The sequence below is a fragment of the Arthrobacter ramosus genome (genome assembly GCF_039535095.1).
Lineage (GTDB): Bacteria > Actinomycetota > Actinomycetes > Actinomycetales > Micrococcaceae > Arthrobacter > Arthrobacter ramosus.
In genome coordinates, this window is record NZ_BAAAWN010000001.1 from 4,598,868 (window position 1) to 4,612,039 (window position 13,172).

The window sequence follows — 13,172 nt, forward strand, 5'->3', positions numbered from 1 at the left end:
TAGAGGACTAATCCATGCAGACCTTTTCAGGTGTAGGCGTTGCCCCCGGGCGTGTTCTGGGGCCGGTGCGGCAGATGCCGAAGCCGGTTCAAGAGCCCCACGAGAACGTCAATATTCCTGCGGACGTTACCGTCGAATCGCAGGGCCAGCGCATCAAGGATGCCGCCAAGGCCGTGCAGGCGGAGCTCCGTGCCCGAGCCGCCACAGCGTCCGGCGAAGGCAAAGAGGTCCTGGAAGCAACAGCCCTGATGGCCGCCGATCCCATGCTGGTGAAATCGGCCATCAGGCTCCTCTCCCCCGAGGCCCCAGGCGGCGCACGTACCGCCGAACGGGCCATCTGGGAGGCAGCTGCAACGGTTGCCGACTCGTTGAAGGCCCTCGGCGGCTACATGGCAGAGCGCGTGGCCGACGTCCTGGACGTCCGCGCCCGCATCGTCTCCGAACTGCGGGGGCTGCCCGCGCCGGGCATCCCGGCGTCGGACGTTCCGTTCATCCTGGCCGCCGAGGACCTCGCCCCGGCAGACACCGCCACCCTGGACCCCGCCAAGGTGATCGCATTGATCACCTCGAGCGGCGGCCCGCAGTCCCACACCGCCATCCTGGCCCGTGCCCTCGGCCTGCCCGCGATCGTCGCGGCCCCGGGAGTCGACGAGATTGGAGACGGTATCGAGGTCTACCTCGACGGTGCTGCCGGCACCATCACGGTTGACCCCGGCGAGGAACTCCGGCTTGCTGCCAAGGCTTGGGCAAACCAGGCGTCTACGATTGCCGCGTTCAGCGGGAGCAACGTCATGGCCGACGGTTTCCGGGTTCCGCTGCTCGCCAACGTCGGTACGGGCGCCGACGCGGTCAAAGCCGCCGACGCCGGTGCCGAGGGCGTCGGTTTGCTGCGCACCGAATTCTGTTTCCTCGATCGCGACGACGAACCTACAGTCGAGGAACAGATCGCCGCCTACGGCGCCGTCTTCGCCGCGTTCCCGGGCAAAAAGGTGGTGGTCCGAACCCTCGACGCCGGCGCGGACAAGCCCCTGCCTTTCCTCACCAACGCGGACGAGCCCAACCCTGCGCTGGGCGTCCGCGGGTACCGCACCGACCTCACCTCCCCCGGAGTCCTCGAACGTCAACTGGCGGCGATCGCCGCGGCAGAGGCCGCCAACCAGGCCGAAGTCTGGGTCATGGCACCCATGATCTCGACGGCCGATGAAGCCGCGCATTTCGCTTCCCTTTGCTCCGCCGCCGGACTGAACACCCCCGGCGTCATGGTTGAAGTCCCGTCGGCTGCCCTGACCGCCGCTTCCGTGCTGCGCGAAGTCAGCTTCGCGTCGCTCGGAACCAACGACCTCACCCAGTACGCCATGGCCGCGGACCGCCAACTCGGCCCGCTCGCCACGCTCAACGATCCCTGGCAGCCAGCCGTGCTGCAGCTCGTGAAGTTGACCGCCGACGGCGCTGCTGCCGCCAGCGCGGGCGGCGCCGCCCGGCCCGTGGGAGTGTGCGGCGAGGCAGCTGCGGACCCCGCCCTCGCCGTCGTACTCGTTGGACTGGGCGTCGCGACGCTTTCCATGAGTGCACGCGCCTTGGCTGCCGTTTCCGCTGTCCTGGCAACTATTACCGTGGCACAAGCCCAAAAGCTCGCGACGGCGGCGCTGGCCGCACCGAGTGCATCCGCCGCGCGCCAAGCCGTTCGCGCCCAGCTTCCTATCCTGGACGAGCTGGGTCTCTAGACTTTCCCCAAGCCCACAATCGAAGGAGCAACAATGTCCGAACGTACCGCCACCATCGCCAGCCGCGTCGGCCTGCACGCACGCCCCGCAGCCATCTTCGCCGAAGCCGCCGGCGAGCTGGACATCGAGGTCACTATCGCCCGCGAGGGCGAGCCCGCCGACGACGCCATGGACGCCGCCAGCATCCTGTCCTTGATGAGCCTCGGAGCTTCATTCGGCGACGTCGTCGTGCTGCGCGCCGAGGGTGCCGGAGCCGACGAAGCCTTGGACCGCCTCGTGAAGATCCTCGAAACGGACCACGACGCCGAGTAGCCCCACTGAGCATGCTCTCCCTTGGCACTCGGGGATGGACATATTCCTGATATGTCCCTCTCTCGCAGCCAACGGGGAGCATGCTCCTTGTTAATTCAGGGCAGATTTTTCAGGGCAATGACCCCAGGTAGGCCGCAATATCCGACTCGGTGGCCTTGAGCTGCTCGAGATCACCGGCCAGGAAACCCTCCACGACGCGCGGATCGACGTAGGCTGCCCTCGCCACCGTCGGCGTGTTGCCGAGCAGTTCGGCGGTTTGCTTGATCGCCTCGAGGACTCGTTGGCGGGCTGGCACTTTCGAAGCAGGGCCTGCGAGCGCCATGCCGGCGGCCGCGGTCCCTTTCCAGGTGCGGAAGTCCTTGGCCGTGTAGTCGCCGCCTGTGATGTGGCGAAGGTACTCGTTGACCATCGCGGCATTCAGGGAGACCCTGCCCTCACCGTCCTGGAAGACCAACAGGGTTTCCTTGCCGGTCCTGCCTGCCAAGGGTCCGAGGAATCGGGCCAGCACAGGGTCCTCGATGGTGGAATCCCAGGTTTGACCGCTTTTCCCCGGGAAATGCAGGGAAACCGTATCCCCGTTGACCTTTACGTGCTTGCACCTCAGCGTGGTGAGCCCGTACGAGCCGTTGCGGCGCGCGTAGCCATCGGATCCAACGCGCAACGCACCGAGATCCATGAGCCGCACGGCCGCGGCCAAGGTTTTGGTCTTCTCCGAAGCTGACTCCCGCAGATGGCGGGAGACGAGACGGCGCGCCTGCGGCAGTAGGGCTCCGAGCCGCGCAGCCCGGGCGAACTTTTCAGTATCCTGGCGGGCCCGCCACTCCGGATGGTAGATGTATTGGCTCCGGCCGGCGTCGTCCACTCCCATTGCCTGGATATGCCCGTTCGCGAACGGGCATATCCAGACGTCGGCCCAGGCAGGAGGAATCGCCAGCGCGTCAAGGCGCTTGCGCTCCCCACCCGCGATAAGCGATCCGTCCGGATGGTGATAGCTGAATCCGCGGCCGGACCTTCGCCGGGAAATGCCCGGCGTGCCGGGTTTGCTGCGGCGGAGCCGTGGCATGCCCGGCGCCGTTTGCCTGGTTCCCGGGTTCCTAGGGTTCCCGGGTTCCTAGGCTTCCTGTGGGTCTGCCACTGACGCACTGGCTGACATGATCTCGGCACTGACCATCCAGGCGAGCTGCTCCAAACGGGCTATGAACGCGTGGAGGAGGTCCGCCGTCGTGGGGTCTTCTTCGTCTACTTCGTCGTGGACATCACGCATGGTCTGGACCGTCCGTTCCAGGCGGTCGGTGATCAGCTTCACGGCGTCCTTGGTTTTGGTCAATCCCGCGGGAAATTGCTCCAGCCTGGTTGAGGCGGCGATGGTGCTGCTCCGGCCATCGGGAAGGGCATGGAGCGCCCGCATTCTTTCGGCGGTTTCGTCGGCGAACTCCCGGGCCGCCGCGACGAGTTCGTCAAGTTGCAGATGCAGATCCCGGAAATTGGCGCCCACGATGTTCCAATGGGCCTGTTTTCCTTGGAGCTGGAGTTCAATCAGATCCGTGAGGACCAGCTGGAGATGATCTGCCAGGGTTTGCGATGCTTTCACGTTTTCTCCTCCTAGACGACCATCCGATGCGTGCGCTGGAAACCGGCGCACGACCTTCCGTTTACCCTACGACGATATCCAAAAACTTTTATCAGTGTACTTAGTACTTGATTTGATAAGGGTGCTTAGTAGTACCATGGAGGAAGTCGGTGCCGGTCCCTTCCGGATGAAAACCCCGGAAACCGGGGCGGCATCCGCTATAGCAAGACCTCGTACGGGGTCTGGGGGCCTGGTGGGGAACCACGGTTCGCAAGCGAACTGACAATCGAATACATCGCAAGGGACCGGGCGCTTGCCGGCGGTCCCCCTGAAGTAAGGAATATGTCATTGTGAACACTCTTCTGATCATTGCAGGCGTTGTGGCAATCGTTCTTCTGCTCGTCGGCGGTTTCTCGCAGGCCGTGAGCTGGCTCCTCTGGGTCGGCGTGGTCCTCCTGATCGTCGCGGCCATCGGCTGGCTTCTCAGCTTCATGTCCGGCCGTAGGTCACACGGCGTTTGACCGACAACAGCATTTAGGACGCCTGGCCGCATCGGCCGGGCCCCACACCGCTTGGCGGAATGAAGCAATCCATTTACCAGCAAAAGGAGTACGTCCATGGGTGCAGATGACAAGATCCAGAACGCCGGAGAAAAGCTCGCAGGCAAATCCAAGGAAGCGGCTGGAAAGCTGACGGGTAACGAGAAGCTCGAAGCCGAAGGCAAGATGGATCAAAGCAAGAGCGACCTGAAATCGGCCGGCGAAAAGGTCAAGGACGCTTTCAAGAAGGACTAAATCCGCTCGAAGTGCGGCTTCCGCCTCGCGCGGGAGCCGCACTTCCCGCTTCAAGGAGTTAAGTCGATGCCGACTATCTCTGACCCGATCGTTCCCAACGGCGCACCTCACCCCAGAGCGGAACGAATCTGGTGCGGCACTTGCCGCACTGCCGAGCACGTCATCCTGGATTCCATCGAGCCACTCAAACCACCGGTGGCAGAGCTCGTGGATGTCGCTTACACCTGCGTGGAATGCGATATGTTCTACGCCCATGCTGCGACGTTCCAGGATGTCGCAGCCATCCTGAACCAACGAGGCACGGTATCGGGCATGCTTCAATTCGGCGGCGAATTCATCCATTGCGGCGAACCCATGCAGATTTCGGGAACCGGATTCCACAGCGTGTATGCGCCAATGTCCACTGAGGACCCCGCCGTCGATCTTCTCGACGTGTACCTGGCGACAAAAGTGTTGCAGTGCCGCTGCGGGTTCCGGATGGAGCTTCCGTCTTAGCCAGGATCTTGACCGCGGGAGGAACGCATGCCAAGCAAGAAGAATCCCAGCCTCAAGGATCCGGACCTGTACGAAACCCTCCGGGAGGATGGCGCCTCGAAGGAAAAGGCCGCCAGAATCTCGAATGCCGCTGCCAAGGAAGGCCGCAAGGAAATCGGCCGCCGTGGCGGCACCTCGGGCGACTATGAGGACTGGACCGTGCCCCAACTGAAATCCCGAGCCAAGGAACTCGGGCTCACAGGATACTCAGGCAAGAAGAAATCCGAGCTGATCTCGGCGTTGCGAAACCACTAGGCCATCCAAGGGACATGCTCTCCGCCCGGACCCAGGAATGGACATATTCGCACTATGTCCATCCCTCGCCTCACACGAGGGACATGTGCCTTGTTCCTGTCCGCGCCCGGAGGGACATGTCCAGTTTTCGCGGAGCGCACGACGGCGGCGCGTCAGGCTTTCTTGACCCTCGCCCTGGGCTTGCTGGCCGCTTTGGCCGTGGCGCCGTCGTCGGACTCTTCGGTGGACGACGCAGCGGACGACTCGGCGGACGCCTTGCCACGCTTCTTGTCGAGACTTCGTTTGAGGGCTTCCATGAGGTCGATGACCTCGCCGCCTTCCCCTTCGCTGGCTGCGAGACCGAAAGTCTCCTCGGTGTCGATGGAGTCGCCCTTTTCGAATTTGGCGGCAATGAGTTGGCGCAATTGAACTTGGTAGTTGTCGGTGTATTGCTCGGGCTCGAAGTCGCGCGCCATGGAGTCCACCAGGGCCGAGGACATCTCGAGCTCCTTGTCCGAGATCTTGACGTCGGTTTCCAGCGAGGGGAAGTTGGCCTCGCGGACCTCGTCGTCCCAGAGCAGGGATTGCAGCATCAGCGCGTCACCACGTACCCGGAGCGCGCCCAGCCTGGTCTTCTGCCGGAGGGCGTACTGCACAATGGCCACGCGCTCGGTGTCCTGCAAGGTGCGCAGAAGCAGCATGTAGGCCTTGGGCGACTTGGAATCCGGCTCAAGGTAGTAGGGCCGCTCGTACATGATGGGATCCAACTGCTCAGCCGGAACGAACTCCACCACTTCAATTTCGCGGCTGTTCTCCGCGGGCAGCGACTTCAAATCGGCCGCGGACAGCACCACGGTACGGCCTTCCTCTTCGTAGGCCTTGTCGATATCCTCGTAATCCACAACAGAGGCGCAGATTTCGCACTTCCGCTGGTAACGGATGCGGCCTCCGTCCTTGTTGTGGACCTGGTGGAGACTGACGTCGTGGTCCTCGGTGGCGCTGTAGAGCTTGACGGGTACGTTGACCAGCCCGAACGCGATAGAACCCTTCCATATGGCCCTCATGCACTAAGTGAACATCACAACCCGGCGGAGGTGAAGAGGTGGCAACCAGCCAGAAGGAACGCGTCAACGTTGAAGGCCATGAACTGACGCTCACCAACCTGGGCAAAATCATCTACCCGGAAACTGGCACCACCAAGGCCGAAGTGCTCGAATACTACGCCGCCGTGGCCCCGTTCCTGATCCCGGCTGCCGCCAACCGGCCCGCCACCCGGAAGCGTTGGGTGCATGGAGTAGGGACCACCGAGGATCCCGGGCAGATGTTCTTCCAGAAGAACCTGGACGACTCGACGCCGGCGTGGGTTCCCAGGGTCACCATCCAGCACAGGGAGCACAGCAACGTCTACCCGCTGGTCAACAACCTCGCTACGCTCACCTGGCTGGCCCAGATTGCGGCCTTGGAAATCCACGTGCCGCAATGGCAAGTGGACGCCGACGGAACCATGTTGCCGCCGGACCGCCTTGTCCTGGACCTCGATCCGGGTCCCGGCACGGGCCTTCCCGAATGCGTCGAGGTCGCCAAGCTGGCGCGCAGCATCCTGCGGGACGTCGGGCTGGATCCCGTTCCTGTGACGAGCGGCAGCAAGGGGATCCATCTCTACGCCGGGCTGGATGGCACCCGCAAATGGGAGCAGGTCTCTGCGTTCGCGCACGAATTGGCGCGCTCGCTCGAGGCCGACCACCCGGACCTCGTGGTCAGCGACATGAAGAAGACCCTGCGCAACGGCAAGGTGCTGGTGGACTGGAGCCAGAACAGCGGGAACAAGACCACCATCGTCCCGTACTCCCTCCGCGGACGGGCCCACCCCATGGTGGCCGCACCCAGGACGTGGCGTGAACTCGCCTCCCCCGCGCTCGAGCATCTGGACTTCACGGTCGTCATGAAACGTGTCAAAGAGGGAAAGGACCCCTTCGCCGCGGTGACTGCCGGGCGGTCCGGGCATACGCCCGTGCACGCGGGCAGCCGCACCAAGAGCTCCGGCGGCCCGGAAAGCAAGAACCACGACGGCGGCCTGCCCGGCGCGCACGGCGTCAGCACTGGGGGCGTCAGCACCGCCGTCGCGCCCACCGCCGCCGTCGCCGGCACCACCGTGAACCCGCGGCTGGCCAGCTACGTGGACAAGCGCGACCCGCAGCGGACGCCCGAACCGTTTCCCGCCGTCGAACACCAACCGGGACGCCCACTCCAGGCCGACGCGGAACCCAATCCGCCCGGCGGAATCTTCGTCATCCAGGAACACCATGCCCGAAGTTTCCACCTCGATTTCCGGCTGGAACACAACGGCGTCCTGGCGTCCTGGGCCTTGCCGCGGGGCGTGCCGGACACTCCGGCCAAGAACCATCTCGCGGTGCGCACGGAGGACCATCCGATGGAGTATGCGCAATTCGCGGGCATCATTCCGAAGGGCGAATACGGTGCCGGGACGGTCAGCATTTGGGACAGCGGCGAGTTCGAGTGCGAAAAATGGCGCGACGGCAAGGAAGTCATCGCCACTCTCACCGGCAAGCCCGGCGGCGGATTGCACGGCACCCGCCGTTTCGCGCTCATCCACACCGGGGAGTCGCCGTCGCAGTGGCTGATCCACCTGATGAAGGACAAACCGGGCCATCGGGCGGTGCTGTTGCCTGACGCCCAGCCGCAGCCGAACGGGGCCCCCAGCTACGCGCCCATGCTCGCAACATCCGGAACCACGGCCGATGTCGCCTCCGGCGACTGGCTGTTTGAGCTCAAGTGGGACGGATTCCGGGCCATCGTTTCGGGTTCGGGCGGCAAGATCAAGTTGACCAGCCGCTCCGGGATCGACATGACTCCCACGTATCCCGAACTGGCGGATGCGCGCTACTGGCCTGATCACGACTTCGTGGCAGATGGCGAAATCGTCGCACTCAGCAAGAACGGCCGGCCCAGCTTCGAGTTGCTCCAGAAGCGGATGAACCTCTTCAAACCCGGCGACGTCGAACGCGCCCGGGCCGCGGTCCCCGTTCAGCTCATGGTTTTCGATCTCCTGTACGACGCCGGATCCCGCGCCAGCGCCGAAGAAGGCGCCAGCCCCGACCTCACCTCCCTGCCACTCAGCGAGCGCCGGAACAGGCTGGCGGCGTTCCATGCCAAGCTGCCGGTCCAGGGCTCCCCTGTTCATGTATCCGAGATCCTGGAACATGACCTCGACGACATCCTTGCCAGCGCCGGCGAGCTTGGCTTGGAGGGCGTGATGGCCAAGCGTGCGGATAGCCGCTACCAGCCTGGGCGGCGCAGCAGGTCCTGGATCAAGCTCAAGTTTGAACGCACGCAGGAAGTGGTGGTGGGTGGCTGGCGGCCCGGCGCCGGGGCGAGGCTCGGGACCATTGGAGCGTTGCTGGTGGGGATTCCCGACGGCGACAAGCTGCGCTACGCGGGCCGGGTGGGCACCGGGTTCAAGGACTGGCAGCTGCGCGACATCCTGAAGCGCATGGAGGGGCTCGATCGCCCGGACTCCCCCTTCCACGACATCCCCGCCGAGGACGCCGCCACCGCGCACTGGGTTTCCCCGGAGCTCGTGGGAGAGGTGACGTTCGGCGACTGGACCGGCACCGAAAGGATGCGGCATCCCGTCTGGCGTGGCTGGCGCCCCGACAAGTCCCCGGCCGACGTCGAGCGCGCCTAACCCGAACGGTCCAGCGACACGGAAAATGCCCTACGCCACCAGAATTCCGGTGTCGCAAGGCATTTTCCGTGTCGAAATATTATTAAGAGGAGTGCGGCATCTGGGGACGGCCGGTGCGGTGGACCGCGGTGACCGCCGCCTGCTGGCCTACGCGGCCGTGGCTGGCGCCGCGATCCTTGGGGTGCCCGGTCTTGCCGCTAACATCTGGCCATGCCGGTCCTTGGGTCGAGCCCACTGCCATCGCCACCGTTGCCGGGGCCGGCATGGGCGCCTTATCCATGGACTCGACCAAGTGGCTGGCCACCTCGGAGTTGATTTGTTGCTCAACGTGCTTCGCAGCCATTGTTCTTCCTTTCTGCATTGAAACGAAGGGATTTTCCATACTAGGTGGGAGCGGTCCGCTTGTCTGCAGGATCTACCAGCGGACCTTCTTCTCGGACTTGGCCAGCTTGCCACTCGCTTGAGTGGGCTTGTGTCCTTTTCCGGTGCTCTGCCAGCTGTTCGCTGCCCCGCCGCGGGACTTGCTGGCCAGCATCTCCTTCTGCGCGTCAGTCAGTTTCGATCTGACACCGGCAGCCGGGGCTTCGGTTTCCTGCGCTACTGGTTCCTGCCCGGCGTCGGTTTCGGGTGTGTTCGGTGTCATGCAGTGGACTCCTTAAAGCTCTTGATTTGCCGGAGGAGGTATCGGGACGCGACGTCCGCTGCGAGACCCTGGGCCTCATAGCAGGAACGGCGCGGAGGCGAAGCCTCAACAGGCGTGGATTTTTGTCGGATCAAACTCAGCGGCATCGGTAAAGCCTGCAGATCGGCATCTGCGACGAACCAGGACCCGCTGGTCTATTCAAAAATCAGTGTTCCCATGCACCCACCCTAGACACTCCCGGCCGTGTTTGTGAACCCCGGCTTTTGTCGGAGCCTTTTCGCGCGTGGCCTCCGCGTCCGCTCTCGGCTAGCATGGCCCGGAGAGCACCCCTCGGTACCCCGAAAGGCTCTCCCATGTCAGCACCCACGTTCCAGCCTTCCCATTCCGCCGTCACAGCACGGCTCCGCTCGGCCGGTTGCGTCTTCGCCGAAGACGAGGCCTGGCTCCTCATCGCCGCGGCGCACGCCCCCGAGGACCTCGACCGCTTGGTCGGACAACGCGCCTCGGGATTGCCCCTTGAATACCTCCTGGGCTGGGCTGACTTCTGCGGCCAGCACATAGCAGTGGACCCGGGCGTGTTCGTCCCCCGCCGCCGCACGGAGTACCTCGTTCAGCAGGCGGCCCGCCTCGCCCGGCCGGGCGCCGTCGTCGTCGATCTTTGCTGCGGTTCGGGTGCCGTGGGTGCCGCCTTGGCCGCCGCGGTGGGCGGGATCGAGCTTCACGCGGCCGACGTCGACCCCGCTGCGGTCCGCTGCTCCCGCCGCAACATCGGGCCGGCGGGCGGACAGGTGCATGAAGGCGATCTCTTTTCGGCCCTGCCTGACACTCTTCGCGGCCGGATAGACGTTCTCGTGGCCAACGCCCCATACGTCCCTACGGACTCGATCGGGCTGATGCCGCCCGAGGCCCGGCTGCATGAACCGCGGGTAGCGCTCGACGGCGGCGCGGATGGTTTGGACGTACAGCGCAGCATCGCGGAGGAGGCTCCGTTGTGGCTGGCTCCCGGGGGCCGGCTGCTGATCGAAACGAGCGTCCGGCAGGCCCCGACGACGGCGGCCCTGTTCGGGCACGCCGGGCTGTCGACGCGGGTGGTCCATTCTGAGGAATTCGAAGCCACGGTGGTGCTGGGAAAACGGCAGGAAATCCACCGGAAATGATCAGCAAACTGTGCGTTTCGAGGCCCTGAACCAAACAATTTGCTAACCCACCCCGGAGCACACCAAAATCCGCGTGATTCCGGGGCTATAGGACCGGAAAAATATCAGACATGCGGGCACCAAAGGCCCCTTCGAGCGCCCAAAAATCAGTGCTCGACTCTTAGTTTGAGCCCAAACCCCGTAAAATTGAAACCCTGCCCAGAGCGGAGCAGCTGTATGTCGCAAGCAAATGATCTCCCTAGGAGAAACCCAAATGCCCACAGACCGAAGCATTACCGACTCTTCAGCAGGCGCTAGGAACGCTGCTGCAACGAGCAAGACCGCACCACGCGGTGCCTCAAAATTGAAACTTCCAACACGCCGTCGACTCAAGGTATCCGACGTCAACGTCGTTGACCAGCCAATGCTGAAAAAAGCACTCGGCGGCACGATCGTCGGCAACACCATGGAATGGTACGACGTCGGCGTGTTCGGCTACCTCATCACCACCATGGGTCCAGTCTTCCTGCCCGAGGCCGATAAGTCCGTGCAGACCCTGTTCCTCCTGGGAACCTTCGCCGCAACCTTCGTGGCACGGCCGCTCGGCGGCGTCGTCTTCGGCTGGCTCGGTGACAAGGTGGGCCGCCAGAAGGTGCTCGCCACAACACTCTTGCTGATGGCGGCAAGCACCTTCGCCGTCGGACTCCTGCCTGGATACGCACAAATCGGCATCTGGGCAGCCGTGCTGCTCGTCGTCCTGAAACTCGTCCAGGGTTTCTCGACCGGCGGCGAATACGCCGGGGCCACCACGTTCGTGAGCGAATACGCTCCGGACAAGCGCCGCGGCTTCTTCGCGAGCTTCCTGGATATGGGCTCCTACATCGGCTTCGCCCTAGGCGCGGCCCTCGTGTCCATCCTGCAGCTCACCATCGGCCAATCGGCCATGGAGGACTGGGGCTGGCGCCTGCCGTTCCTCCTCGCGGGTCCCCTCGGCATCATCGCCGTGTACTTCCGTAGCAAGATCGAGGAATCCCCTCAGTTCCAAGCCACTTTGGATGCCCAGGAAGCCCTCGCCGCGGACGCCGCAGCGGGCGATGCCGCGGTAGCCAAGGGCCCCATCGGCATCGTCAAGGCTTACTGGCGCCAGATCATCCTCGCCATGATCCTTGCCGCAGCCGCCAACACCGTGGGCTATATGTTGACTTCCTACATGCCCACGTACCTGACCGAGTCCAAGGGCTACGACCCCGTTCACGGCACCCTGCTGACCATCCCCGTGCTGGTCATCATGGCAGTCTGCATCCCGCTGACGGGCAAGCTCTCCGACCGGATCGGCCGCCGGCCCGTGCTGTGGATCGGCGCCATCAGCACCGTCGTGTTCGCCGTTCCGGCCTTCCTGCTGATTGGAATCGGCGATATTTGGTCTACGCTTGCCGGTCTGGCCCTGATCGCCTTCCCGGTCACGTTCTACGTGGCAAACCTCGCCTCCGCGCTGCCGGCACTGTTCCCGACCTCGAGCCGCTATGGGGGAATGGGCATCGCCTACAACTTCTCCGTAGCGATCTTCGGCGGCACCACGCCGTTCATTGTCGCTGCCTTGATCCAGGGCACCGGCAACGACATGATGCCTGCGTATTACCTCATGGGCACGTCCGTGGTTGGCGCAATCGCCATCTACTTCCTGCGTGAATCCGCGCAACGCCCGCTCCCGGGCTCCATGCCCAGCGTGGACACCCAGGCCGAGGCCCGCGAGCTGGTGGCCACTCAGGACACCAACCCGTTGATCGACTTGGACGAAATGCCGTTCGACGACGGCACCCTGGTAGCTACGGAGCCGGACCGGGAGCACGTCCCGGCCTAGGCACAGTGCGGGCGCGGGCTGCGGGCGGCCCGTATCGGCAGAACAAGGCTGGTTATTTGTAGCGGGATCGCTGCAAATAACCAGCCTTGCTTGTCGTTCAGGCCTTACGGTTGGCTTTCTGCTCTTGCATCCGCTTTGCCTGTGCCTGGATCTTCGGGCCGTAGCCGCCGTTCAGTGCGGTGTCCCTGATGTGGGTGGCTTTCGCGACCCGGTCACCGTCCGCCGCATCCTTCAGCGCTTTCAGGTCCGCCTGCAGGGCGGCTGGAAGCTTTGCGGCGAGTTTCGGACGCTTGTCCAGGATGAAGGTGGCGATCTTCGCGGCGCGCTGGCCGTAGTTCGGCTTGGTACTGTCACCGTTCACGAAGAAACGCAGGCCGGCCGCCAGCGGGTGCCGCGCCAGTGCCTTCTTGGCCGCGGCGGTAGCCGTCGCGGCCGTCGCGGTGGGCTGGGAGCTGGCTGCCGCCGTCGTGCTTGGACTGCTTGAAGTAGCCGCGTTGGCGGCGATCACGCCACCGCCCAGCAGGAGGCCCGCTGCGAGGACGCCGACGACGGCGGTGCGGGCCTTGGTGCGCTTGCGGCCCTGGGCTGGGGTACTGGAGTTCGAGGTACTGGAGGTCGGGGTGCTGTTGTTCATGGTCCGTGTCCTTTGTTCCGGCCG

Annotated in this window: 15 protein-coding genes; 9 read left to right on the forward strand and 6 right to left on the reverse strand. The window is 64.3% G+C overall.

The features are described from left to right. The first annotated feature begins 14 nt into the window (after window positions 1–14). Window positions 15–1,724 (forward strand): phosphoenolpyruvate--protein phosphotransferase, encoded by a 1,710-nt coding sequence (ptsP, locus tag ABD742_RS21190; RefSeq protein WP_234754054.1) that lies wholly within the window; start codon window positions 15–17, stop codon window positions 1,722–1,724. 33 nt (window positions 1,725–1,757) lie between these two features. Continuing rightward, the gene (locus ABD742_RS21195; protein WP_059388405.1) at window positions 1,758–2,036 is read left to right on the forward strand and encodes an HPr family phosphocarrier protein; all 279 of its coding nucleotides are present in this window, start codon (window positions 1,758–1,760) and stop codon (window positions 2,034–2,036) included. A gap of 109 nt (window positions 2,037–2,145) precedes the next feature. Here ABD742_RS21195 and ABD742_RS21200 read toward each other — a convergent pair whose 3' ends face one another. Beyond that, window positions 2,146–3,099: a DNA topoisomerase IB gene (locus ABD742_RS21200; RefSeq protein ID WP_234754055.1), complete on the reverse strand. Its 954-nt coding sequence runs from the start codon at window positions 3,097–3,099 to the stop codon at window positions 2,146–2,148. A gap of 48 nt (window positions 3,100–3,147) precedes the next feature. Then, window positions 3,148–3,627: a Dps family protein gene (locus ABD742_RS21205; protein ID WP_234754056.1), complete on the reverse strand. Its 480-nt coding sequence runs from the start codon at window positions 3,625–3,627 to the stop codon at window positions 3,148–3,150. A gap of 329 nt (window positions 3,628–3,956) precedes the next feature. Between ABD742_RS21205 and ABD742_RS21210 the strand changes: the two genes are divergently transcribed. The 4 genes from ABD742_RS21210 to ABD742_RS21225 all read left to right on the forward strand — a co-directional run bounded on the left by ABD742_RS21210 (window position 3,957) and on the right by ABD742_RS21225 (window position 5,189). Then, window positions 3,957–4,127 (forward strand): DUF2207 domain-containing protein, encoded by a 171-nt coding sequence (locus tag ABD742_RS21210; protein ID WP_139359614.1) that lies wholly within the window; start codon window positions 3,957–3,959, stop codon window positions 4,125–4,127. A gap of 96 nt (window positions 4,128–4,223) precedes the next feature. Further along, on the forward strand, window positions 4,224–4,400 hold the full coding sequence (locus tag ABD742_RS21215; RefSeq protein ID WP_234754057.1) for a CsbD family protein: 177 nt from the start codon (window positions 4,224–4,226) through the stop codon (window positions 4,398–4,400). Window positions 4,401–4,466: 66 nt separating this feature from the next. Next, on the forward strand, window positions 4,467–4,895 hold the full coding sequence (locus ABD742_RS21220) for a hypothetical protein (protein ID WP_234754058.1): 429 nt from the start codon (window positions 4,467–4,469) through the stop codon (window positions 4,893–4,895). Window positions 4,896–4,922: 27 nt separating this feature from the next. Then, window positions 4,923–5,189, forward strand: coding sequence for a DUF7218 family protein (locus ABD742_RS21225; RefSeq protein WP_234754059.1), 267 nt, complete (start codon window positions 4,923–4,925; stop codon window positions 5,187–5,189). Window positions 5,190–5,341: 152 nt separating this feature from the next. On the opposite strand, the gene ku is transcribed toward ABD742_RS21225, so the two are convergent. Further along, the gene (gene ku / locus ABD742_RS21230) at window positions 5,342–6,232 is read right to left on the reverse strand and encodes a non-homologous end joining protein Ku (protein WP_234754060.1); all 891 of its coding nucleotides are present in this window, start codon (window positions 6,230–6,232) and stop codon (window positions 5,342–5,344) included. Window positions 6,233–6,270: 38 nt separating this feature from the next. Between ku and ABD742_RS21235 the strand changes: the two genes are divergently transcribed. Then, window positions 6,271–8,874 (forward strand): ATP-dependent DNA ligase, encoded by a 2,604-nt coding sequence (locus ABD742_RS21235; RefSeq protein ID WP_234754061.1) that lies wholly within the window; start codon window positions 6,271–6,273, stop codon window positions 8,872–8,874. 82 nt (window positions 8,875–8,956) lie between these two features. Here the strand turns inward: ABD742_RS21235 and ABD742_RS21240 are convergent, their stop codons facing one another. Both ABD742_RS21240 and ABD742_RS21245 read right to left on the reverse strand, forming a co-directional pair. Further along, entirely contained in the window at window positions 8,957–9,217 is a 261-nt protein-coding gene (locus ABD742_RS21240) for a hypothetical protein (protein ID WP_234754062.1), read from the reverse strand. A 72-nt stretch (window positions 9,218–9,289) separates the two neighbouring features. Next, window positions 9,290–9,517 carry a hypothetical protein gene (locus ABD742_RS21245; RefSeq protein ID WP_234754063.1) on the reverse strand — a complete coding sequence of 76 codons (228 nt, stop codon included), beginning with the start codon at window positions 9,515–9,517 and terminating at the stop codon, window positions 9,290–9,292. Window positions 9,518–9,870: 353 nt separating this feature from the next. Here ABD742_RS21245 and ABD742_RS21250 point away from each other — a divergent pair, with 353 nt between their 5' ends. Both ABD742_RS21250 and ABD742_RS21255 read left to right on the forward strand, forming a co-directional pair. After that, on the forward strand, window positions 9,871–10,674 hold the full coding sequence (locus tag ABD742_RS21250) for a putative protein N(5)-glutamine methyltransferase (protein WP_234754064.1): 804 nt from the start codon (window positions 9,871–9,873) through the stop codon (window positions 10,672–10,674). 253 nt (window positions 10,675–10,927) lie between these two features. Then, window positions 10,928–12,514 carry an MFS transporter gene (locus ABD742_RS21255; protein WP_234754065.1) on the forward strand — a complete coding sequence of 529 codons (1,587 nt, stop codon included), beginning with the start codon at window positions 10,928–10,930 and terminating at the stop codon, window positions 12,512–12,514. Window positions 12,515–12,611: 97 nt separating this feature from the next. On the opposite strand, the gene ABD742_RS21260 is transcribed toward ABD742_RS21255, so the two are convergent. Next, window positions 12,612–13,148: a hypothetical protein gene (locus ABD742_RS21260; RefSeq protein WP_234754066.1), complete on the reverse strand. Its 537-nt coding sequence runs from the start codon at window positions 13,146–13,148 to the stop codon at window positions 12,612–12,614. Window positions 13,149–13,172 lie beyond the last annotated feature (24 nt).

What these genes read in the sequence shown, in the direction of transcription:
- ABD742_RS21195 (WP_059388405.1), top strand. Translation starts at nt 1,758, where the DNA reads ATGTCCGAACGTACCGCCACCATCGCCAGCCGCGTCGGCCTGCACGCA.
- ABD742_RS21200 (WP_234754055.1), bottom strand. Translation starts at nt 3,099, where the DNA reads ATGCCACGGCTCCGCCGCAGCAAACCCGGCACGCCGGGCATTTCCCGG.
- ABD742_RS21225 (WP_234754059.1), top strand. Translation starts at nt 4,923, where the DNA reads ATGCCAAGCAAGAAGAATCCCAGCCTCAAGGATCCGGACCTGTACGAA.
- ABD742_RS21240 (WP_234754062.1), bottom strand. Translation starts at nt 9,217, where the DNA reads ATGGCTGCGAAGCACGTTGAGCAACAAATCAACTCCGAGGTGGCCAGC.
- ku (WP_234754060.1), bottom strand. Translation starts at nt 6,232, where the DNA reads ATGAGGGCCATATGGAAGGGTTCTATCGCGTTCGGGCTGGTCAACGTA.
- ABD742_RS21220 (WP_234754058.1), top strand. Translation starts at nt 4,467, where the DNA reads ATGCCGACTATCTCTGACCCGATCGTTCCCAACGGCGCACCTCACCCC.
- ABD742_RS21245 (WP_234754063.1), bottom strand. Translation starts at nt 9,517, where the DNA reads ATGACACCGAACACACCCGAAACCGACGCCGGGCAGGAACCAGTAGCG.
- ABD742_RS21260 (WP_234754066.1), bottom strand. Translation starts at nt 13,148, where the DNA reads ATGAACAACAGCACCCCGACCTCCAGTACCTCGAACTCCAGTACCCCA.
- ABD742_RS21255 (WP_234754065.1), top strand. Translation starts at nt 10,928, where the DNA reads ATGCCCACAGACCGAAGCATTACCGACTCTTCAGCAGGCGCTAGGAAC.
- ptsP (WP_234754054.1), top strand. Translation starts at nt 15, where the DNA reads ATGCAGACCTTTTCAGGTGTAGGCGTTGCCCCCGGGCGTGTTCTGGGG.
- ABD742_RS21215 (WP_234754057.1), top strand. Translation starts at nt 4,224, where the DNA reads ATGGGTGCAGATGACAAGATCCAGAACGCCGGAGAAAAGCTCGCAGGC.
- ABD742_RS21250 (WP_234754064.1), top strand. Translation starts at nt 9,871, where the DNA reads ATGTCAGCACCCACGTTCCAGCCTTCCCATTCCGCCGTCACAGCACGG.